Raw genomic sequence first — 22,003 nt, 5'->3', positions numbered from 1 at the left:
GCACCCGCGCAGTCCGACATCACGAGACCAGCTCTCGCCCATCGGGTTACAGGACGGTCTAATGGGCAATCCGGGTTGAACAGACTAGCCGCTGTTGCGCAAGCCCGCGGCGATGCCGTTGATGGTGAGATGGATGCCGCTCTTGACGCGCGCATCCTCGTTTTGTCCGGCGCGGTAGCGGCGCAGCAGTTCGACCTGCAAGTGATTGAGCGGATCGATGTAGGGCCGACGGTTGGCGAGCGAGCGTTTGAGCAGCGGGTTGCCGTCGAGCAGTTCCCGCTGGCCGGTGATGGCGAGGAGCGCCGCGACGGTTTGCTGCCACTCGGCCTTGATGCGGCCAAAGATCGTCGTGCGCAGGGTTTCGTCGCGCACCAAGGCCGCATAGTGTTCGGCGAGCGCGATGTCGGTCTTGGCGAGCAGCATGTCCATGTTCGACAGCAGGGTGCGGAAGAACCCCCACTCGCGATACATGCGCTGTAGGAGCGGCAGGCCGTTGCCAGCGCGCTGTTCCTGAAAGGCGCGAAAAGCGCTACCGAAGCCATACCAGCCGGGCAGCATCAGGCGGCATTGCGACCACGAGAACACCCAGGGAATCGCGCGCAGGTCCTCGATGGCGCGTGTCTGTTTGCGTGAGGCCGGCCGGCTGCCGATATTGAGCTGGGCGATTTCGCCGATCACGGTCGATTCCCAGAAGTAGTCCTCGAAGCCCGGCGTCTCGTAGACCAGGGCGCGGTAGGCGGCGAAGGCGCTCTCGGCGAGTTCCGCCATCGCGGCCAGGCATTCCGGCTGCGGGTCGTCGTGCTCGCGCGGCAGCAGTGTCGCTTCGAGGGTGGCGGCGACCAGCACTTCGAGATTGCGCCTGCCCAGTTCCGGATTGGCATATTTCGAGGCGATCACCTCGCCCTGTTCGGTGATGCGGATCGACCCTTGCACCGCGCCGGCCGGCTGGGCGAGGATCGCCTGGTAGCTGGGGCCGCCGCCGCGACCGACGGTGCCGCCCCGGCCATGGAACAGGCGCAATTTCACGCCGCGCATGCGGAACACCTCGACGAGCGTGATCTCGGCGCGGTAGAGCGCCCAGTTCGACATCAAAAAGCCGCCGTCCTTGTTGCTGTCCGAGTAGCCGAGCATCACCTCCTGCAGCCGGCCGCGGGAATCCAAGAGCCGCTGGTAGGCCGGCAGCGAGAAGAGGCGATCCATGACGGCGCCGCAGCGCTCCAAATCGCCGATGGTCTCGAACAGCGGCACGATATTGACGTCGAGCTCGCCTTCGCGCGGCCGCAGCAGGCCCGCTTCCTTGAGGAGCAGCGCCACTTCGAGGATGTCGGAGACGCCCTCGGACTTCGAGATGATGACGTTCTGGATCGCCGCCTGGCCATAGCGGCGCTGCATCTCGCGCGCGGCATGGAAGATCGCCAGTTCGCTGGCGGTCTCCGCGGAATAGGCGAAATAAGGCGAGGCGAGGAGTCGCGGCGTGGCGAGCTCCGCGAGCAGCAGCGCGATCTTGCCCTCTTCGCTGCGGCCGGCGTAGTCGGTGCCGGGCCGCGCGGTCTCGAAGAGCTCATGGACGGTGCGCAGATGCACTTCCGAGTTCTGCCGCAGATCGAGCGGCGCGAGATGAAAGCCGAAGATGTCGACGGCTCGTCGCAGGCGGCGCAGGCGGCCGCGCGCCAGCAGCGTCGAACGGTTGGCCTTCAGCGAACGGTCGATGACGTCGAGATCGGCGGCGAATTCGGCACAATCGGCGTACGGGGGCACCTCGGCCACCGGATGGCGCAGCGCCTCCATGTGGTCGAGGCTGCGGGCGGTCGCGGCCAGCCGTGCGTAGATGCCGATCAGCGCGCGCCGGTAGGGTTCGTCGTCACGGTGCGGGTTGCGGTCGGGCGAGGCGGCGGCCAGTGCGGCGAGATCGGGCGAGACATTCACCAGCAGCTCGGAACAGGACAACTCGCCGCCCAGCCGGTGCACCTGTTCGAGGTAATAGGTAAAGACCTTGCGGCTTTGGGCGTTCAGCGCGCTTTTGAGGATTTCGGCGGTGACGAAGGGATTGCCGTCGCGGTCGCCGCCGATCCACGAGCCGGGCTTCAGGAAAGCGGGCAGGGGCAATCCCAGACTATCCTCGATGCCGTTGTGCAGCCGCGGCAGGACGGCGAGGAAGGTGAGGTCGTAGAACGACAGCGCGTTGTTGACCTCGTCCATCACCGAAAGCTTCGCGGGGCGCAGCATGCGCGTCTGCCAGAGGATCAGGATCGCGCGTCGCAAGGACTCCTCGTTCTCGGCGAGCTCCTCGGGGGTGAGCGGCTGACGGTCGCGCGCGTCGAGCAGCCGGGCGATCGTCCACTCGCGGTCGAGGATGCTCTTTCTCTGCACCTCGGTGGGATGCGCGGTGAGCACCGGTGAGACGAAGGCGGTGGCGAAAAAGCCGGCGAGCTTGTCTTCACCGATGCCCAAGGCGGCTGCGCGCGTCATCGCATGAGCGATGCTGCCTTCGCGCGGTGGCGAGCCGGAAAGCTGATGCGCGCGTGCGCGCCGGATGTGATGCTGGTCCTCGGCGATGTTGGCCAGATGCGAGAAATAACTGAAGGCGCGCACGACCAGATTGGTCTGTTCGCGCGAAAGACCGTCGAGCAGGGTTTGGAGCTCGGCCCGGGTCGCTGCCTCACAGCTTCGGTGGAGCCGCACCGACAGGCTGCGGATCTTCTCGACGATGGCGAACATCTCTTCGCCTTCCTGGTCGCGGATCACCTCGCCGAGGAGCCTGCCGAGCAGGCGGATGTCGGCAATCAGCGGCGCGTCCTTGTCGGCGGGGGCGGATGTCGGGCGAATGCTAGAATTTTCGCCAAGCGGAGATTTGGCTGCGGCTGAATCGTTCATGGTCTTATCCATCATCGAAAATCAAGTGACCACTACCCCTGAACGCATCGTTATCGCTACCCGTGAATCGCGCCTGGCCCTGTGGCAGGCGGAACACGTGCGCAGCCTTTTGCAGCAATTATATCCGGCCTGTCACATCGAACTCCTCGGCATGACCACGCGCGGTGACCAGATCCTCGACAAACCGCTCGCCAAGGTGGGCGGCAAGGGCTTGTTCGTCAAGGAGCTGGAAACTGCGCTGCTCGACGGTCGTGCCGACATCGCCGTGCATTCGATGAAGGACGTGCCGATGGTGCTCGCGCCCGAATTTGCGCTGGTCGCGATCGGCCCCCGCGAGCTGCCTTTGGATGCCTTCGTCTCCAACAAATTCGAGCGCCTCGAAGACCTGCCGCCGGGCGCGGTGGTCGGCACTTCCAGCCTGCGGCGCGAAGCGCAGCTGCGCGCCCAGTATCCGTATCTGGCGGTCTCGTCGTTGCGGGGCAACCTGGATACGCGGCTCAGAAAGCTCGACGAGGGCCAATACGATGCCATCATCCTCGCTGCCGCCGGGCTCAAGCGCCTCGGCCTTGGAACGCGCATCCGCTCGACGATCCCGGCCGAGTTTTCGCTGCCCGCGGCGGGACAGGGGGCGTTAGGGATCGAGGCGCTGTCCTCCCGTCCCGAGATTGCCGCTTGGCTCTCGCCCTTGAACGATCCCGCCACGGCGGCCTGCGTGCGCTCCGAACGCGCCGTCTCGCGTGCGCTGGCCGGCAGCTGCGAAGTGCCGCTCGGCGCCTTTGCCGAATTCGACGCTGGCACGCTGCGGCTGCGTGCTCTGGTGGCGACCCCCGATGGCACCCGCGTCGCGCGCGCCGAGCGCAGCGGGCCGGCGGCCGATCCGGAAGGCTTGGGTCTTGCGATCGTTGCCGATCTGCGCGCGCAGGGTGCCGATGAGATCCTCGCTGCCCTGCCGTGAACAACGCAGCGTTTGCGCCGGGCCGCCCCAAGCCAACGCGGCACGCGGCGAAGCCGCAAACCGCTTCGATAGTGATACGGAGACGCCCGTGATATCGAGCGTAGCGAGCAAGCAGGAACCCCCCGGGAGGGGGGCGAAGGGGGACGGGCAAAAGTCCGCGCTGGCAGGACGGCACATCGTCGTCACGCGCCCGGCCGGCCAGGCGGCGCATCTGGCCGAAATGCTGACCGCGCTCGGCGCTCATCCGGTGCTGTTTCCGGTGCTGGCGATCGAGGAGATCGACGATCCGACGCCGATCCTCGACGCGGCGATTCGGCTCGATGGCTACGACTGGGCGGTGTTCGTCAGCCCCAATGCCGTCGACAAGGCGCTCGCCGTGATCCTCGCCGAACGCCCCTGGCCCGCCGGCGTGCGCGTCGCCACCGTCGGCAAGAGCAGCGAACAGGCGCTGGCGGCGCATGGCATCACCGATGTCGTTGCGCCGCAGGAGCGCTTCGATTCCGAGGCATTGCTGGCGCTGCCCGAATTCGCCGCTGTCGCGGGATGCCGCGTCGTCATCTTCCGCGGCGATGGCGGGCGCGATCTGTTTGGTGACAGCTTGAAGTCCCGTGGCGCCACGGTCGATTACGTCACCTGTTACCGCCGCGTCAAACCCGCGCTCGACCCGGCGCCGCTCTTGCGCCTGTGGGAGGAAGGCCGGCTCGACGCCATCACCGTGACCAGCAGTGAGGGGCTGCGCAACCTCTGGGAGATGATCGGCAAGCTCGGTCAGAGTTGGCTAAAAAAGACGCCGACTTTCGTGCCCCACGCCCGCATCGCCGAACAGGCGCGCGCGCTCGGCTTGCATAATGTGATCCTGACCGGCCCCGCCGACGCGGGATTGCTCGCCGGTTTGACCGACTATTATTCACGCTCATGAACGATCAGACCGAGACTCCCGCCCTCACCGCCCCTCCGCCCGCTGAACGGCAGGTGGAACGACGAGCGCATCCGGAGGTGCGCAGGCCCTTGCCCTGGGCGCTGTGGCTCGCGCTGCTGGCCCTCTTGGGCCTCTTGGCGACCGGCTGGTTCGCCTGGCGTGTCGAGCAACGCGTCGAGGCGACGCGCGCAGAGCTGGCGCGGCGCCTAGCCGAGAGCGATACGCGGCTGGGCGAGGTGCTCGCCAGCGCCCGGGGCAACCGCGAGACGCTCGACGCGCTGCAGGCCAAGGTGGGCGCGCTCGAAGCGCAGCTCGCCGAGATGCAGAGCCAACAGATCGCACTGCAGACGATCTATCAGGAACTGTCGCGGAGTCGCGAAGACCGGCTGCTGGCGGAGGTCGAGCAGGCAGTGAGCATCGCTCAACAACAGCTGCAGCTCGCCGGCAACGTCGAGGCGGCGCTGATCGCCCTCTCGGGCGCCGAGGCGCGCCTGGCGCAAAGCGCCCAGCCGCAGTTCCTGCCGCTGCGCAAACTGATCAACCGCGACATCGAGCGCTTGAAGGCGCTGCCCAGTGCCGATGTCGCCGGCATCGCCCTCAAACTCGACGGCCTGATCAATGCGGTGCCGAACCTGCCGCTCGCCTTCGAGCGGCGTCCTCTGCCCGCCGCCAAGCCGCCACGTGCCCCCACGCGCCGCGCGCCCGCCGCGGCCGACGCAGCGCCGACGGCGCCTGATGCCGCTGCCGGCGCCGGAGAAACTGCCCTGGCGGCTCCCGGCTGGCAGGGCATGCTGTCTGCATGGCTGCAGGAGGTCTGGCACGAGCTGCGCCAGCTGGTGCGCATCGAACGCATCGATACGCCCGATCCCGGGCTCCTTTCGCCGCGCGAGGCGTTCTTCCTGCGCGAGAACCTGCGCCTGCGCCTGCTGTCGGCGCGTCTGGCGCTGCTCGCACGTGACGCGCATGGCTTCCGCAATGACGTGCAGCAGGCCGCCACCTGGCTCGAGCGATATTTCGATACGCGCACCCCGGTCGTGCAGGAGGCGCTCGCCACGCTACGTGGACTGGAGAAGCTCGACGTGATGCGGGCGCCGGCGGATATCAACGAGACGCTCGCCGCACTGCGCAATTTCAAGCTCGGCCGCGAGCGCGGCACGGCGAAATAGCCCGACGATGCGCACCCTGTTCTGGTTCCTGACCCTGGCGGCGCTGGCGATCGGCGTCACGCTGCTTGGCCGCCTGACCGACGGCTATGTGCTCTGGGTGCTGCCGCCCTGGCGCGTCGAGCTCTCGTTCAACCTGTTCGTCCTGCTGCAGCTGGCGATCCTGCTGGTCGTCTACCTGCTGCTGCGCCTGATCATCAACACGCTGCGTCTGCCCGGCGTCGTTGCCGCCTACCGGGCGCGGCGCGCCCGTGCCCGTCGGGAAAGGACGGCGAGTGAGATGCTGCGCCTGTTCTGGGAAGGCCGCTACAGCCAGGTGCTGAAGCTCGCCGACAAGTTCTCCCGTGAAAAAATCGGCGCTGACGGTACGGCATCGGGGCGTGGTGAAACCGTCACTGCGGGCATCGTTGCGCTGGTTGCCCTGGAGGCGGCCCACGCGCTGCACGATCCGCAGCGCAGCGCCCATTGGCAGTCGCGCGCTGCGGCGCTCGACGATGCCGGCTGGCGCACGGCGCGGCTGATGGCGGAAATGCGCATCGCGCTCGATGGCCGCGACTTCGGTGCCGCGCGCGCGGCGCTCGAACAACTCGGACCAAAGGAACGCCGGCAGGTTTCCGCACAACGCCTCGCCTTGCGCCTGGCGCAGGAGGAAGGCAACTGGGCTGAAGTGCTGCGCATCACACGCCTGCTGGAAAAGCACCATGCGCTCAATACCGAACAGGCGCGCTCGTTGCGATTGGCGGCTCAGCGTCGCCTGATCGAGGCATGTGCCGATGATCCGGCGCAACTGATGCGCCACTGGCGCGGCATGACGGCGGAGGAGCGGCGCGATGTGCAGCTGGCCCTCAAGGCGAGCCGCCTCTTGGCGGCCGCCAGCGCCTGTGCCGAATGCGCCGAACTCGTCGAAGAATTCCTCGATGAGACCTGGGAACCGGCGTTGATCAAAGACTATGCCGCCTGCCCAGGGGGAGATGTCCTCGGCCGCATCGCCCACTGCGAGAAGTGGCTCGCCGCGCATCCGCAGGATGCCGAGCTGCTCTTGGCGCTGGGCCGGCTATGCTTCAGGCATGAGCTGTGGGGCAAGGCGCAAAGCTATCTGGAGGCCGCGCTCGCCGTCACGCCGAGCTGCGAGGCGCATCTGGAGCTCGCGCGCCTGTTCGATCGTCTGGAATGGGTGGATGAGGCCAATCGCCACTATCGGGCAGCGGCAGACTGTCAGGACGCCGCCAGCCAATCGCGCGGCGGCAGAAAGTCCGTGTAGAGCTTTTCTTCCGGCGATCCCGGCTCGGGATGCCAGTCGTAGCGCCATTTGACGACCGGCGGTAGCGACATCAGGATCGCCTCGCTGCGTCCGTTTGACTGCAGACCGAACAAGGTGCCGCGGTCCCAGACCAGATTGAATTCGACATAGCGGCCGCGCCGGTAGAGCTGGAAATCGCGCTCGCGCTCGCCATAGGGGAGATTGCGGCGTTTTTCGCAGATCGGCAGATAGGCGGTCAGGAAACTATCGCCGACGCTGCGGGTGAGCGCAAAGCAGCGCTCGAATCCCCCTGCGTTCAAATCGTCGAAGAAGATGCCGCCGATGCCGCGCGGCTCGTTGCGGTGCTTGAGGAAGAAATACTCGTCGCACCATTGCTTGTAACGTGCATACAGATCGTCACCGAAAGGAGCGAGCGCGTCGTGGCAGGTGCGGTGGAAATGCACGCAGTCTTCGGCAAAGCCGTAGTAGGGGGTGAGATCCATGCCACCACCGAACCACCAGATCGGCTGCGCTGTGGGCCCTGCGCTTTCGGGAGGGTAGGCGATGAAGCAGCGCACGTTCATGTGCGAGGTCGGGCAGTAGGGATTCTGCGGGTGCAGCACCAGCGAGACGCCCAGCGCTTCCCAGCGGCGGCCGGCGAGTTCGGGGCGATGCGCGGTCGCGGAAGCGGGCAGGGCTTCCCCGGTGACGTGGGAAAAATTGACGCCGCCGCGCTCGAAGAAATTGCCTGCTTCGATCAGCATCGAGATGCCGCCGCCACCCTGCGGGCGCGTCCAGGCATCACGCCGGAAGGATTTGCCGTCGAAGGCTGCGAGGCCGGCGACGATGCGTTCCTGCAGCCCGGTGAAGAAGCCTTTGACCGCGGGTGCGTCCATCAGTGCCGGATCGCCCGAAATCCAATGTCGCGGCGGAACTGCATGCCATCGAAACGGATCGCATCGACGATCTCATAGGCGCGCTTCTGCGCGAGCTTGACCGTCTCGCCCAGCGCCGTGACGCACAATACCCGGCCGCCGGCAGTGACGATGTGCCCGTCCTTTTCCGCAGTGCCGGCATGGAACACATGGGCATCTGGCAGCGCGCGCGGCAGGCCGTGGATGATGTCGCCCTTTTTCGGCTGGTCGGGATAGCCATGGGCGGCGAGCACCACGCCGAGCGCCACGCGACGATCCCATTCCGCCTCGACCTCATCGAGCCGGCCGTCGATCGCCGCATCGACGAGGTCGACGAGGTCGCTCTTCAAGCGCAGCATGATCGGCTGCGTTTCCGGATCGCCCATGCGGCAGTTGAATTCGAGCACGCGGATCGTGCCATCCGGCCGAACCATCAGGCCGGCGTAGAGAAAGCCGGTGTAGAGCAGCCCCTCCTGTTCCATGCCGCGCAAGGTCGGCAGGATCACCTCGCGCATCGCGCGCGCGTGCACAGCGGGGGTCACGACCGGCGCCGGCGAATAGGCGCCCATGCCGCCGGTATTGGGGCCCTGGTCGTAGTCCTTCAGGCGCTTGTGATCCTGGCTGGTCGCCAGTGGCAGCGCATGATGGCCATCGGCCATGACGATGAAGCTCGCCTCCTCGCCGTCGAGGAATTCCTCGATGACGACGCGGTGTCCCGCTTCGCCCAATTTGTTGCCGGCGAGCATCTCGTCGATTGCCCGATGGGCTTCAGGAAGCGTCATCGCCACCACTACGCCCTTGCCGGCGGCCAGGCCATCGGCCTTGACGACGATCGGCGCACCTTCTTGGTCGACATAAGCGTGTGCGGCGGATGCCTCGGTGAAGGTCTGGAATTTCGCCGTCGGGATGCCATGCCGCGCCATGAAACGTTTGGCGAAATCCTTCGAGCTCTCCAGTTGCGCAGCCGCCTGGGTCGGGCCGAAGATGCGAAGGTCGGCGGCGCGGAAGGCGTCGACGATGCCGGCCGCCAGCGGCGCCTCAGGCCCGACTACGGTGGCATGAATCTGCTGGTCGCGCGCGAAGGCGACCAGATCGTGGATCGCAGTGAGCGGCAGGTTTTCCAGCCCGTCCTCGTGCGCCGTGCCGGCGTTGCCGGGGGCGACATAGACCTTCTGCACCTTGTCGGACTGCGCCAGCCGCCAAGCCAGTGCATGCTCGCGGCCACCGGAACCGATGACGAGGAGTTTCATGTTCTCAGTGCCTGAAATGGCGATAACCCGTGAATACCATCGCCACGTTCTGCTCGTCGGCCGCGGCGATCACTTCCGCGTCGCGCACCGAGCCGCCGGGCTGGATCACCGCCGTGGCGCCCGCCTGCGCCAGCACGTCGAGGCCGTCGCGGAACGGGAAGAAGGCGTCGGAGGCCACCACCGAGCCCTTGACGGTGAGGCCGTTGTTCTCGGCCTTGATCGCGGCGATGCGCGCCGAATCGACGCGGCTCATCTGTCCGGCGCCGACGCCGACCGTCATCTCGTCCTTGCAATAGACGATGGCGTTGGACTTGACGTACTTGGCGACCCGCCAGGCAAACAGCAGGTCGCGCATCTCTGCTTCCGTCGGCACACGCTTCGTCACCACCTTGAGATCGGCTCGGGTGATGCGCGCCTCGTCCGCGGTCTGCACCAACAGCCCCCCGCCGACGCGCTTGAAATCGAGCTGGCCGGCGCTCCTGCCCAGCGGCACGATGAGCACGCGCAAGTTTTGCTTGGCGGCAAACACGGCGCGCGCTTCAGGAGTGATCTCCGGTGCGATGACGACTTCGGCGAACTGGCCGGAGATCGCCTCGGCCGCCGCCTTGTCGATCGGACAGTTGAAGGCGATGATGCCGCCGAAGGCCGAGACCGGGTCGGTCTTGAAGGCGCGGCGATAGGCTTCCTCGGCCGTCTTGCCGAGCGCCACGCCGCAGGGATTGGCATGTTTGACGATCACGCAGGCGGCATTGGCGTCACGGCTATCGAAGGCCTTGACGCATTCCCAGGCGGCATCCGAGTCGGCGATGTTGTTGTAGGAGAGTTCCTTGCCTTGCAGCTGCTGATAGGAGGCAATGCTGCCGGCCACCGGCTGCGGCTCGCGGTAGAAGGCCGCCTGCTGGTGCGGATTCTCGCCATAGCGCATCGTGTCGACCTTGTCGAAAGCGAGTTGCAGGCGCTCGGGAAAGGTGCCTGGCCGGTTGTCGGCATCGAGGCTGGTGAGCCAGTTGGCGATGGCCGAGTCGTAGCGCGCGGTATGCACGAAGGCTTTCTTCGCCAGCGCGAAGCGCGTCGCGTAGGAGATCGCGCCGCCATTGGCCTTCAGTTCGGCGACGATGGCCGGATAGTCGGCCGGGTCGACGACCACCGCGCAACCGCCGTTCTCGTCGCCGTGATTCTTCGCCGCGGCGCGCACCATGGTCGGGCCGCCGATGTCGATGTTCTCGATCGCATCTTCCAGGGTGCAATCTTTCTTGGCGACGGTCTGCTGGAACGGATAGAGATTGACGACGACGAGATCGATGGTCGGGATGCCGTGCTGTTGCAAGGTCGCCTCGTGCGCGGCATTGCCGCGGATGGCGAGGATGCCCGCGTGCACCTTCGGGTGCAGGGTCTTCACGCGGCCGTCGAGCATCTCGGGGAAGCCCGTGTAGTCCGATACGTCCGTGACGGCGAGGCCGGCCTCGCGCAACAGTTTCGCGGTGCCGCCGGTGGAGAGCAGCTTGACGCCGAGGGCGGCAAGCTCGCGCGCGAAATCGACGACGCCGTGCTTGTCGGAAACGCTGATGAGTGCTTGGCTGACTTTCATGGAATTCCCCTCAAGACGATTGATCCAGCTGGTATTGGGCGAGTTTCCTTCTCAGTGTGCTGCGGCTCAAGCCGAGCATTTCCGCCGCGACGGTCTGATTGCCCCCCGCCTGTTTCATCACCACTTCGAGCATAGGCTTTTCGACGCAACCGATCACCATGTCGTAGATCGCATGCGGCGTCTCGCCGTCGAGATCACGGAAATAGCGGTTGAGGCTGCGGCGCACACAGTCGGCGATGTCGGTGCTCATGCCGCCTCCGCGTAAATCGGCTGATTGCCGGCCATCTGGCCGAGGAAGAATTCGTCGGTGGCGGCCAGTTGCGCCGTGACGCTGTCGAGCTGGTTCATTGCATGTCGAAAGCGCGCCGCCCCAGGAATGCCCTTGGTATACCAGCCGATGTGCTTGCGGGCGATCTTGATGCCGGTCTCCTCGCCATAGAAGGCGTAGAGGTCGGTGAGGTGTTCGCGCAGGATGGTGTGGATTTCATGGAAAGTCGGCGCTGGCAGGACGGCACCCGTCTTCAGGTAATGCTCGATCTCGCGGAACAGCCAGGGACGTCCCTGGGCCGCGCGGCCGATCATCACGCCATCGGCCTGTGTGTAGTCGAGCACGAACTTGGCCTTTGCGGGGGTGTCGATGTCGCCGTTGGCGATCACCGGGATGTTCACCAGCGTCTTCACCAGCGCGATGGTGTCGTATTCGGCCTGTCCCTGATACTGGTCCGCCCGCGTGCGACCGTGGATGGCGATCGCGCGCACGCCGGATTCTTCAGCGATGCGCGCGATGGTCGGCGCGTTTTTGTTGTCGCGATTCCAGCCGGTGCGGAATTTGAGCGTGACGGGCACCTCGGGCACCGCCTTGACGACGGCCTCGAGAATCCGCGCCACCAGCGGCTCGTTCTGCATCAGCGCCGAGCCGGCCATCACGTTGCAGACCTTCTTGGCCGGGCAGCCCATGTTGATGTCGATGATCTGCGCGCCGCGCTCGACGTTGTAACGCGCCGCGGCGGCGAGCATTTCGGGATCGGCGCCGGCGATCTGCACGACGATCGGCTCCACCTCGCCGGTGTGATCGGCGCGCCGGCGCGTCTTGGCGCTGCCGTAGAGCAGCGAATTCGAGGTCACCATCTCGGAAACCGCGAGTCCGGCACCGAGCCGCTTGCATAGCTGGCGGAACGGGCGGTCCGTCACCCCGGCCATCGGCGCGACGAACAGATTGTTGCGCAGCTGGAAGCCGAGGTAGTTCATGAGCGGAGGGCAGGGCAGTGGATACGGGGGAGCGGATTTTAACCCCTACCAGGCCCTTGCGCCGAACATCATGCGCCGTGCGAGGAAGCTGCGTGCCGGGGGACAGAGATCGAGTGCCAACAGGCCGGCGCCGCGCAGGTGCTTGAGCGGGCCAAAATCGTTCGAGAACAGCCGCACCAGCCCACTGGTGAATTCCACGGTGGCCAGGCGGTCGAGCCAGCGGCCGCGCGCGTAGCGTGAGAGCAGCATGGCATCACCCGGGTCAGCGGCGCCCTTGAGCGTGTCGGCGAGCTCGGCGATGTCGCGCAGCGCGAGATTGAAGCCTTGTCCGGCGACCGGGTGCAGCGTTTGCGCCGCGTTGCCGATCCAGACAGCGCGTTCGGCGATCACCTGCCGGCGCATGCGCAGGCCCAGCGGATAGACCTGGCGGGGACCGACGCCGGCAAGTTTCACCCGTGGGCCGAAACGTCTCTCGAACAGCGTGAGGAAGTCGGCATCGTTCAGCGCCGCAATGCGCTCGCTGTCGGCGGCCGGGCAGGTCAGCACGACGGCATAACCGTCGGCGAATGGCAACAGCGCGACCGGGCCTTCTGTGGTGAAGCGCTCCCAGGCGATGTCGCCGTGCGGCGTCAGTCCCTTGGCGAGACAAATCACCGCATGCTGGCCGTAGTCGCGCACGACGAGATCGGCGCCATCATCGATGCGGCCCTCGGCATGGACGGTGAGCAGGGCATCCGTGGTGGCCGGCGCCGGCGTTTCTTCGGCATAGTCGATGCCGACGCGGCTGATGGCCGCATCGAGCGCGGTGGCGAGCTGCCCGGCAGAGAGCACATAGCCCAGCGCCGGCACGCCCTCCTCATCGGCGCTGATGAGCGTGCGGCCCAAGCCGCCGGCATGCGAGACGTGGATGGTCGCGATCGGCGTATGCGGGATGTCCAGCCAGACGCCCAGCGCTTCGAGAATCAGCCGCGAGCCATGCGAGAGGGCGAGGATGCGGGCATCGAGCTTCGCCGCGCCGCGCGGACGGATATCGACGATGCGGCTGCCCACGCCATTACGAAAGAGGGCGAGGGCGAGCGCCATGCCGGCCGGTCCGCCGCCGATGATCAGGACGGGCGCGTTCATCGTTTCATCTCCGCCTCGATTGCGGCGATGGTCTTCGGCGCATCGCACGAGAGCACTTCACAGCCATGCGCCGTGACCAGCACGTCGTCCTCGATGCGGATGCCGATGTCGTGGAAGGCTGCTGGCACATCGTCGGCGGCTCGCACATAGAGACCCGGCTCGACGGTGAGCGTCATTCCCGCTTGGAGTGTCGTCCAGGTTTCGTTCTGTCGATATTCGCCGGCGTCATGCACGTCCAGCCCCAGCCAATGGCCGGTACGGTGCATGTAGAAGCGCTTGTAGGCTTCCGATTCGATGAGGCCATCCCGACTGCCGACGAGCAGTTTGAGGTCGATCATGCCCTGCACCAGCACGCGCAGCGCCGCCTCGTGGGGGGCAAGAAAGCCCACCCCGGGTTTGACCGCCGCGATCGCCGCGGTCTGCGCGTCGAGCACCAGCTGATAGAGGTCGGCCTGCGGGCCGCTGAAGCGGCCATTGACCGGAAAGCTGCGCGTGATGTCGCTGGCGTAGCCGTCGAGTTCGCAGCCGGCATCGATCAGGATCAGCTTGCCATCTTCGAGCGGTTGGTTGTTGGCGACATAGTGCAGGATGCAGGCGTTCGCGCCGCCGGCGACGATCGGCGGATAGGCCGGCGCCTGACAGCCATGGCGGCGAAACTCGTGCAGGAACTCGGCCTCGATCTCGTATTCGTATTTGCCGGGAGCAGTGGCGAGCATCGCGCGCCGGTGAGCGCTGGCGGCGATTTGCGCGGCACGGCGCATCAGCGTGATCTCGTGGTCGTCCTTGACGAGGCGCATCGCGTCGAGCACGGCGCGCACATCATGCGTGACGCTCGGTGCGCGCTTGCCGGCACGCGTTTGCGCCCGCACGGCATTCATCGCCTTGACGATGCGGGCATCCCAATCGGCATCGTGGCCGAGCGAATACCACAACGCCGGCTGGTCGGCCAAAAGGTCGGGGAGTTTTGCCTCGAACTCGGCGATCGAATGGGCGGCATCGAAAGCGAAGATTTCGCGCGCTGCTGCCGGGCCGTAGCGGAAGCCGTCCCAGATCTCCTTCTCCGCATCCTTTTCGCGACAGAACAGGATGGCCTGCGGCGACGGGCCGGCGATCAGCGCAAGCACCGCTTCGGGCTCCGGAAAACCGGTCAGGTAATGAAAGTAACTGTCGGCGCGGTAGGGATAGGTCGTGTCGCGATTGCGGATGCGTTCCGGGGCAGTGGGGATGATGGCCACACCGCCGCCGGCGGCCGCCATGTGGTCGAGCAGGCGCAAACGACGGTTGCGGAAGGGAAGGGGATCCATCGGAAAATGCTAGCACGCATGTCGCAGGTCGATGTCCAGCGCAGTGAGGCGCTCGGGTGTGCCGACATCGACCCAGCGGCCGCGGTGGTGTTCGCCACTGACTTGCCCGGCGGCGATGGCGTCATGGAGCAAGGGCGCCAGCGGGGCGATCGTGCCGCGCGGGATGTCGGCGAACAGTTCCGGGCGGAAGATGCCGATGCCGCCGTAGGTCAGCCTCGGTGCCGTCCTGCCAGCGCCGAGTTTGGCACCGTCGAAGGCGAAGTCGCCGTGCGGATGATGCGGTGGGTTGTCGACCAGCACGAGGTGGGCGAGTCGATCCTCTGCCAGCGCACCGCGGGCGCGGTTGAAATCCCAGTCGCAGAAGATGTCGCCATTGACGACGAGAAACGGGGCATGGCCCAGAAGCGGCAGCGCATTGGCGATGCCGCCCGCCGTCTCCAGTGCGCCGGCGGGCTCGGCGGAGTAATGGATCGTCACATTCCAGGCATCGCCATCGCCGAGCAAGGCTTCGATCTCATCGCCGAGATGGGCGTGGTTGATGACGATGTCCCGAAAGCCGGCGCGCGCCAGGCGCTCGAGATGCCAGACGATCAGCGGCTTGCCGGCCACCGGCAGCAAGGGTTTCGGCGTTCGGTCGGTGAGCGGCCGCATGCGTTCGCCGCGGCCGGCGGCAAGAATCATCACTTTCAAAACGTATACCCCACCTGAATCTGTCGGTTTTCGAGTTTGTCGATCAGGCGCAGCAGCCCAGTCAGCTCGCCATATCGCTCGCAGGCGCGGCGCAGATAGCGCGCGACGCGCGGCATGTCCTTGAGGTAGCCCGCTTTGCCATCGCGGTGGTAAAGGCGCGCAAAGATGCCGAGCACCTTGAGATGCCGCTGCACCCCCATCCACTCGTAGTCGCGGAAGAATTCGCCGAAGTCGGCGCGCACCGGCAAGCCCGCACGCTTCGCCTTTTCCCAGTAGCGCGCCAGCCAGTCGAGGGTCTGCTCCTCGGGCCAGTCGACATAGGCGTCCTTGAAGAGCGAAACGAGGTCGTAGCTGATCGGGCCGAAGACGGCGTCCTGGAAATCGATCACCCCGGGGCGCGCGCCGTCGACCATCAGATTGCGCGAGTGGTAATCGCGATGCACGAATACGCTGGGCTCGGCGAGATTGACGGCGAGGATTTTCTCGAACACCGCCTCGAGCATGTTCCGCTCGGCGGAATCGAGTTCGACGGCGAGATGCCGCGCGACATACCATTCGGGAAACAGATCGAGCTCGCGTTTGAGCAGCGTGCGATCATAGGCCGGTAACGCGTCGGGACGGCTCGCGCGCTGGATGTCGAGCAGTGTCTCGAGCGCGGCACGGTAGAGGAAATCGGCATCGGCGCCTGCCGCCAATGCAGCGAGATAGGTGGTCGAACCCAGATCGGCGATGAGCAGAAAGCCTCGTGCCAGATCCTCTGCCAGTACTTCGGGCACATGCGCGCCGGCAGCGCGAAACAGCCGCTGGACGTGTAGCCACGGACGCACGTCCTCATGCGCGGGCGGCGCATCCATGACGATGTAGGTGGCGCCATCGTCCAGGGTGACGCGAAAATAGCGGCGGAAGCTGGCGTCGGCCGAGGCCGGCGCGAGCGTGAAACGCCGCCCGGTGAAATGCTCGGCCAGCCAGTCCTCGATCGCTTCGATCCGCTCCACGCAATCCCTTCCAGCGCAAGGTAGAATCGCTCGATTCTAACATCGGCATGCAATGCGCCTGGCGCCGCTGGCGCTGACGACGACCAACGATTGCGATGACGTTCGATAGGAAAGGATGGAGGCGGGCGGGCTGGGCCATGAGTGGGCTCACGCTCGCGCTCGCCGGGATGCCTGCCATCGCGGCCGTCGGTCTGCCGCCCTTGCGCGTCGATCCGGCGCTCCTGGGTGGCGCGCCTGCGCCTGCCAAGCCCGCGCCCGACAAATCCATTGCGCAACCGGCAACCCCGGCGCCTTCACCATCCGCCGTGCCGATGTCCCCGGCCTCAGCCGCGCCAGCGGCTGCCCCTGCGCTTCTCGCGCCTGCCGCGCCCGTGGCGGAACCGTCCACCCGCGCCGCCGAGGGGCCCGCATCGGCCGGCATGGCGCCCGCCCAGGCTGGCAGCGTGCCGCGGCTGCCGACGACGCCCTTTTCCCGCACCGACAAGACTGCCGCGCCGACCACGGTCACCGCCGACCGGATCGAGGGCATCAATGAGCAGGAAGTCGTGGCCGAGGGCAATGTGCTGGTCGAGCGGGGCGGCGATACGCTGCGCGCCGATCGCCTCGTCTATCGGCAGCTCGATGACGAGGTCGAGGCCACCGGTAACGTGCGTCTTACCTCACCCAACACGACGATGAACGGCCCGCGGCTCAAGATGCGTCTCGAAGCGAGCACCGGCGAGTTCGAGAAACCGGAATACACGATCCGCCATCCCCGTCCGCCGGTACCGGAGCCGGCGCTGACATTGCTGGGACTGCCGGCGATGGACGAGAGCGGCAACGTGGTCGTGCAATCGGGCCGCATGCTCCAGCGTCCGCCGGTGACCGGCAGTGGCAGCGCGGCGCAGCTCGAGTTCCGCGGCAAGGATCAGTACCGGCTCTCGGAAGCCACCTTCAGCACTTGCGCGCCGGGCAAGCGCGACTGGGAAATCTATGTCGATACGCTGGACCTCGACTATGTGCACGAAGAGGGGAGCGGACGCCATGCGACGGTGCGCTTCAAGGATGTGCCGCTGCTTTATCTGCCCTGGATGAATTTTTCGCTCAATAACCAGAGGAAGAGCGGCTTTCTACCGCCGACGGTCGGTTCGACCAGCAAGAGTGGTTTCGAAGTGGCCGCGCCGTGGTACTGGAACATCGCGCCGAACATGGACGCGACGCTCACGCCGCGTCTGATGACGCGCCGCGGCGTGCAGCTGAACGGCGAGTTCCGCTACCTGCTCGACACCGAAGCGAACCGCACCCAGGCGGGCATGCCCGACAAGGGCCAGGTGCGCATCGAATATCTGCCCGGCGACCGCTTGGCCGAGCGCGACCGCTACGGCTTCGCGCTGATCCACACCCAGACCCTGGGCAACGGCTTTTCCGCCGCGCTGAACCTCAACGGCGTTTCCGATGACAACTATTTCAGCGACCTGTCGACGCGCGTCTCACAGGTCTCGCAGGGCAATCTGTTGCGCCAGGGGGTGCTGAACTACGCCGGCCCGTGGTATGCCGCCTCGCTCAATCTGCAGGGCTTCCAGACCCTGCAGAATCTCGCCAAGCCCTACCAGCGCCTGCCCCAGCTCACGGGCAGCGCCTTCCGTTACGACCTGCCGTTCGGTCTCGCGTTCAACCTGAATGCGGAATATGTGAATTTCGATCATCCGACCAATGTGCTCGGCAAGCGCACCATCGTCTATCCGCAATTGTCCTGGCCGCTGGCCACATCCGCGCTCTCGCTGACGCCGAAGATCGGCGTGCATGTGACCCACTACGAGCTCGCGGGTCTCGACCGCCCCGCGGCGGCGGCCTGGAGCGCCGTGCCGGCCAGCCAGAACCGGGCTCTACCGATCTTCAGTCTCGACGGCAGCGCGGTGCTGGAGCGCAACACGGACTGGTTCGGCAAGACGCTGCTACAGACGCTCGAACCACGCGCCTATTACGTGTTCGTGCCCAAGCGCGACCAGAACCAGATCCCGGTGTTCGACAGCGGCATCGCCGACTTCAATTTCGCCCAGATGTTTTCCGAAAACCGCTATGCCGGCGGCGACCGTATCGGCGATGCCAACGAGCTGACGCTCGCCGTCACCTCACGGCTGATCGACCCGAGAAGCGGTGCCGATCTGTTGCGCGCGACGGTGGGCACGCGTCATTACTTCACCGACCAGTCCGTGACGCTGCCGGGGGAAAAGGCCCGCACCGACCGCGCCGCCGACATCCTCGCCACGCTCGCCGGCCAGATTTGGCCGCGCACCTATGCCGACATCGGCTGGCAATACAATCCGCGCGATGGGCGTACCGAACGCCTGAATCTCGGCGGACGCTACCGACCCGAGGCGGGCAAGGTGCTCAACGTCACCTACCGCTACAGCCGAGATCTGCTCGGTCAGATCGACGTCTCGGCGCAATGGCCGTTGTTCGGCGGCTGGCATGGGGTGGGGCGCTACAATTATTCGACCAAGGAGCGGCGCGTCATCGAAACCATCGGCGGCCTCGAGTACGAGGCCGGCTGCTGGGTCGGGCGCTTCGTCGTGCAGCGTCTGGCGACCATCGCCGATCAGCCGACCACGGCGCTGTTCTTCCAGCTCGAATTGAACGATTTTTCGCGCATCGGCTCGAACCCGCTGCAACTCCTGCGCCGCAGCATCCCGGGCTATGGCGTGATCAACCAGCCGACCGCGGACCCGGTGTTTGCCGAGAATTAAAATTTATGAAACCTGCATCCCTGTTCGCCCTGCTGGTATTGCTGCCGCTGCTGGCATTCGCCCAACCACGCCAGCCGATCGCGCTCGATCGCGTCGTCGCCGTCGTCAATGACGAGGCGATCACCCTCAACGAGTTGCGCGACCGCCTAAGCGCCGTCACCCGTCAGCTGCGCGCGCGCGGCACACCGCTGCCGCCGCCGGAGGTGCTCGAAAAGCAGATCCTCGAACGCCTGATCGTCGATCGTCTGCAGCTGCAGTTCGCCAAGGAAACGGGCCTGCGCATCGCCGATGCCGAGCTCGATGGCGCATTGCGCCGCATCGCCCAAAACAACCGCCTGTCGCTTGCCGAGTTCCGTGCCGCACTGGAAAGGGATGGCATCGACTGGCAACGCTTTCGTGAGGACATCCGCGGCGAGATGATCATCGCCCGCCTGCGTGAGCGCGAGGTCGACAGCCGCATCGTCGTTTCCGACGGCGAGATCGATAATTACCTGGCCCATCCCGAACAGGCGGACCAGAACGCGCTCGTCACCCTCGGCCACATCATCATCCGCGTGCCCGAGCAGATCGACGCGACGCGTCTGGCGCAATTGCGCAACCGCGCCGAAGAGGCGCTCGCCCGCATCAAGGCCGGACAGGATTTCAGCCAGGTGGCGGCGAGCTACTCCGAAGCGCCCGACGCCCTGGCCGGCGGCATCCTCGAACCGCGGCCCGCCGATCGTCTGCCGACGCTGTATGCCGAGGCGATCGCCAAACTGCAACCCGGCGAGGTCAGCGACATCCTGAGGAGCCCGGCCGGCTTTCACATCGTCAAGCTGATCGAGCGCAAGGGCGGCAGCGTCGGCGAGGGGCTGATCCGCCAGACGCATGCGCGGCACATCCTGATCAAGGTCAATGAGCTCACCTCGTCCGACGAGGCACGTCACAAACTCGTCGGTCTCAAGGAACGCCTCGACCATGGCGCCGACTTCGCCGAGCTGGCACGGCTGTATTCCAACGATCTCTCGGCGGCGAAGGGTGGCGATCTCGGCTGGCTCTATCCGGGCGATACCGTGCCGGAGTTCGAGCGGGCGATGGATGCGCTGCAAGTCGGCGAAGTCAGCCAACCGGTGCAATCGCCGTTCGGCTGGCACCTGATCCAGGTGCTGGAACGCAAGAATGCCGCAGTGGGCGACGAGCGCCGGCGCATCCTGGCGCGCCAGGCGTTGCGCGAGCGCAAGTCCGACGAGGCCTACGAGGACTGGTTGCGCCAGCTGCGCGACCGTGCCTATGTCGAATACCGGCTCGAAGACAGATAAACCGGTCATCGCCGTGACCAGCGGCGAGCCGGCCGGCATCGGCCCGGACATCTGTCTGGCGCTGGCCGACCGTTCGTTCGAGGCACGGCTCGTCGTGCTCGGCGATCGCGATCTTTTCGAACAGCGCGCGCGCCAGCTGGGGCGCGCGATCGGCGCGCTCGAGATTCGCCACATCCCGCTCAAAAAACCGGCGCTGGCGGGACGGCTCGATCCGGCCAATGCGCGTTACGTGCTCGACCTGATCGACGCCGCGCTCGAGGGCTGCAGGAACGGCGAGTATGCGGCGCTGGTCACCGCGCCGGTGCACAAAGGCGTCATCAACGACGCCGGCATTTCATTCACTGGGCATACCGAATATCTCGCCGAAAAGACCGGCACTCCGCGCGTCGTGATGATGCTCGCCGGGGGCGGCCTGCGCGTCGCGCTGGCGACGACCCATCTGCCGCTGAAAGACGTGCCCGCAGCGATCACGCCCCCCGAGCTCGAAACGACGATCCGTATCCTGCACGCGGATTTGCAAACCAAGTTCGGCATCGCTCGACCGCGCATCCTCGTCGCTGGACTCAACCCGCACGCCGGTGAGGGGGGACATCTGGGCCGCGAGGAGATCGAAGCCATCACCCCGGTGCTCGACAAGCTGCGCGGCGAGGGCATGGACCTCGTCGGCCCCTTGCCGGCCGACACGCTATTCACCAAGAACGTGCTCGCCGGCGCCGATGCAGAGCTGGCGATGTATCACGACCAGGGCCTGGCGGTGCTCAAATACGCCGCCTTCGACGCAGGCATCAATGTGACGCTGGGCCTGCCGATCATCCGCACCTCGGTCGATCACGGCACGGCGCTGGATCTCGCCGGCAGCGGGAAAGCCTCGCCGACCAGCCTGTTTGCGGCGGTCGATGCGGCGATCGCAATGTGCCGGCGCCGTTCATGAAAGCGCACCTGCCGAGGAAGCGCTTCGGGCAGCATTTCCTCGTCTCGCCCGGCATCATCCGCAAGATCATCGCCGCGATCGCGCCCCAGCCGGGCGATACCGTCGTCGAGATCGGCCCGGGCCTGGGCGCGCTGACCGAACCTTTGCTTGAACACGTCGACCACCTGCACGTCGTCGAGATCGACCGCGACCTGATCATTCGGCTGCGGACGCGCTTTCCACCCGAACGGCTGACGATCCATGAAGGCGATGCATTGCAATTCGATTTCGGTTCCCTGAAGGGCGAGGGACCGCTGAAGATCGTCGGCAACCTGCCTTACAACATCTCGAGTCCCTTGCTGTTCCATTTGACGCGATTCGCCGACCGGATCGCCGAAATGCATTTCATGTTGCAGAAGGAAGTCGTCGACCGGATGGTCGCCGAGCCGGGAACGGGCGCTTATGGGCGGCTGTCGGTGATGCTGCAATACCGCTTCTACATGGAGCGGCTGTTCATCGTGCCGCCGGGCGCGTTCGATCCGGCGCCGAAGGTCGACTCGGCCGTGGTGCGCATGATCCCACGCAAACTCGGCGCTGGCGGGACGGCACGAGACGAAACCCTGTTTTCCCGGCTCGTGACGGCGGCATTTTCCCAGCGGCGCAAGATGCTGCGCAACACGCTGAGGGAATTCGGCGGCGAGACTTTGCTCGCCGCGCAGGGCATCGCGCCGACGGCGCGGGCAGAGGAACTGTCCGTCGCCGATTATGTGCGGCTGGCCAACGCGCTGGCAGCTCAATGAAAAA

18 protein-coding genes are annotated in these 22,003 nt (G+C 66.1%); 8 read left to right on the top strand and 10 right to left on the bottom strand.

All coding sequences use genetic code 11. From position 1 onward, the window contains the following. Positions 1 to 84: 84 nt before the first annotated feature. Entirely contained in the window at positions 85 to 2,874 is a 2,790-nt protein-coding gene (gene ppc / locus M52SOB_RS11425; protein WP_131111927.1) for a phosphoenolpyruvate carboxylase, read from the bottom strand. On the opposite strand from ppc, the gene hemC reads away from it, so the two are divergent. The 4 genes from hemC to M52SOB_RS11405 all read left to right on the top strand — a co-directional run bounded on the left by hemC (position 2,873) and on the right by M52SOB_RS11405 (position 7,172). Then, a complete protein-coding gene (gene hemC, locus M52SOB_RS11420; RefSeq protein ID WP_284155092.1) occupies positions 2,873 to 3,829 on the top strand; it encodes a hydroxymethylbilane synthase in 957 nt (318 codons plus the stop codon). The two genes, ppc and hemC, sit on opposite strands and share 2 nt — an antisense overlap. A gap of 88 nt (positions 3,830 to 3,917) precedes the next feature. Continuing rightward, entirely contained in the window at positions 3,918 to 4,748 is an 831-nt protein-coding gene (locus M52SOB_RS11415; RefSeq protein WP_348542195.1) for a uroporphyrinogen-III synthase, read from the top strand. Next, positions 4,745 to 5,914, top strand: coding sequence for a uroporphyrinogen-III C-methyltransferase (locus M52SOB_RS11410; RefSeq protein WP_131111925.1), 1,170 nt, complete (start codon positions 4,745 to 4,747; stop codon positions 5,912 to 5,914). The genes M52SOB_RS11415 and M52SOB_RS11410 overlap by 4 nt, the downstream gene beginning before the upstream one ends. Positions 5,915 to 5,921: 7 nt before the next feature. Further along, positions 5,922 to 7,172, top strand: coding sequence for a heme biosynthesis HemY N-terminal domain-containing protein (locus tag M52SOB_RS11405; RefSeq protein ID WP_131111924.1), 1,251 nt, complete (start codon positions 5,922 to 5,924; stop codon positions 7,170 to 7,172). Here M52SOB_RS11405 and hemF read toward each other — a convergent pair. The 9 genes from hemF to M52SOB_RS11360 are packed head-to-tail and all read right to left on the bottom strand — an operon-like array spanning position 7,127 to position 16,265. Further along, complete coding sequence (gene hemF / locus M52SOB_RS11400) at positions 7,127 to 8,047, bottom strand: oxygen-dependent coproporphyrinogen oxidase (RefSeq protein WP_131111923.1); 921 nt, start codon at positions 8,045 to 8,047, stop codon at positions 7,127 to 7,129. The genes M52SOB_RS11405 and hemF overlap by 46 nt on opposite strands. Then, the gene (gene purD / locus M52SOB_RS11395; RefSeq protein WP_131111922.1) at positions 8,047 to 9,315 is read right to left on the bottom strand and encodes a phosphoribosylamine--glycine ligase; all 1,269 of its coding nucleotides are present in this window, start codon (positions 9,313 to 9,315) and stop codon (positions 8,047 to 8,049) included. The genes hemF and purD overlap by 1 nt, the downstream gene beginning before the upstream one ends. Before the next feature lie 4 nt (positions 9,316 to 9,319). Continuing rightward, entirely contained in the window at positions 9,320 to 10,903 is a 1,584-nt protein-coding gene (gene purH, locus M52SOB_RS11390) for a bifunctional phosphoribosylaminoimidazolecarboxamide formyltransferase/IMP cyclohydrolase (protein ID WP_131111921.1), read from the bottom strand. A gap of 10 nt (positions 10,904 to 10,913) precedes the next feature. Further along, on the bottom strand, positions 10,914 to 11,153 hold the full coding sequence (locus M52SOB_RS11385) for a helix-turn-helix domain-containing protein (protein ID WP_131111920.1): 240 nt from the start codon (positions 11,151 to 11,153) through the stop codon (positions 10,914 to 10,916). Next, positions 11,150 to 12,151 (bottom strand): tRNA dihydrouridine synthase DusB, encoded by a 1,002-nt coding sequence (gene dusB, locus M52SOB_RS11380; RefSeq protein ID WP_131111919.1) that lies wholly within the window; start codon positions 12,149 to 12,151, stop codon positions 11,150 to 11,152. Before dusB ends, M52SOB_RS11385 begins: the two co-directional genes overlap by 4 nt. 45 nt (positions 12,152 to 12,196) lie before the next feature. Then, a complete protein-coding gene (locus tag M52SOB_RS11375; protein ID WP_131111918.1) occupies positions 12,197 to 13,276 on the bottom strand; it encodes an FAD-dependent monooxygenase in 1,080 nt (359 codons plus the stop codon). After that, positions 13,273 to 14,580, bottom strand: coding sequence for an aminopeptidase P N-terminal domain-containing protein (locus tag M52SOB_RS11370; RefSeq protein ID WP_131111917.1), 1,308 nt, complete (start codon positions 14,578 to 14,580; stop codon positions 13,273 to 13,275). Before M52SOB_RS11370 ends, M52SOB_RS11375 begins: the two co-directional genes overlap by 4 nt. A 9-nt stretch (positions 14,581 to 14,589) precedes the next feature. Then, positions 14,590 to 15,261 (bottom strand): N-acetylmuramate alpha-1-phosphate uridylyltransferase MurU, encoded by a 672-nt coding sequence (murU, locus tag M52SOB_RS11365; RefSeq protein ID WP_284155244.1) that lies wholly within the window; start codon positions 15,259 to 15,261, stop codon positions 14,590 to 14,592. 5 nt (positions 15,262 to 15,266) lie between these two features. Then, positions 15,267 to 16,265, bottom strand: a complete 999-nt coding sequence (locus tag M52SOB_RS11360) for an aminoglycoside phosphotransferase family protein (RefSeq protein WP_131111915.1) — start codon at positions 16,263 to 16,265, stop codon at positions 15,267 to 15,269. Positions 16,266 to 16,402: 137 nt separating this feature from the next. On the opposite strand from M52SOB_RS11360, the gene M52SOB_RS11355 reads away from it, so the two are divergent. The 4 genes from M52SOB_RS11355 to rsmA are packed head-to-tail and all read left to right on the top strand — an operon-like array spanning position 16,403 to position 21,999. After that, positions 16,403 to 18,991, top strand: coding sequence for an LPS-assembly protein LptD (locus M52SOB_RS11355; RefSeq protein ID WP_284155091.1), 2,589 nt, complete (start codon positions 16,403 to 16,405; stop codon positions 18,989 to 18,991). Positions 18,992 to 18,996: 5 nt separating this feature from the next. Further along, positions 18,997 to 20,289, top strand: coding sequence for a peptidylprolyl isomerase (locus M52SOB_RS11350; RefSeq protein WP_131111914.1), 1,293 nt, complete (start codon positions 18,997 to 18,999; stop codon positions 20,287 to 20,289). Next, complete coding sequence (gene pdxA / locus M52SOB_RS11345; RefSeq protein WP_131111913.1) at positions 20,261 to 21,220, top strand: 4-hydroxythreonine-4-phosphate dehydrogenase PdxA; 960 nt, start codon at positions 20,261 to 20,263, stop codon at positions 21,218 to 21,220. The genes M52SOB_RS11350 and pdxA overlap by 29 nt, the downstream gene beginning before the upstream one ends. Continuing rightward, a complete protein-coding gene (gene rsmA / locus M52SOB_RS11340; RefSeq protein ID WP_131111912.1) occupies positions 21,217 to 21,999 on the top strand; it encodes a 16S rRNA (adenine(1518)-N(6)/adenine(1519)-N(6))-dimethyltransferase RsmA in 783 nt (260 codons plus the stop codon). The genes pdxA and rsmA overlap by 4 nt, the downstream gene beginning before the upstream one ends. The last annotated feature ends 4 nt before the right edge of the window (positions 22,000 to 22,003 follow it).

It is taken from the genome of Sulfuricystis thermophila (assembly GCF_004323595.1).
Classification (GTDB): domain Bacteria; phylum Pseudomonadota; class Gammaproteobacteria; order Burkholderiales; family Rhodocyclaceae; genus Sulfuricystis; species Sulfuricystis thermophila.
Note: the sequence above shows the minus strand (reverse complement) of the source record. Positions and strands in the feature narration are given on the sequence as shown.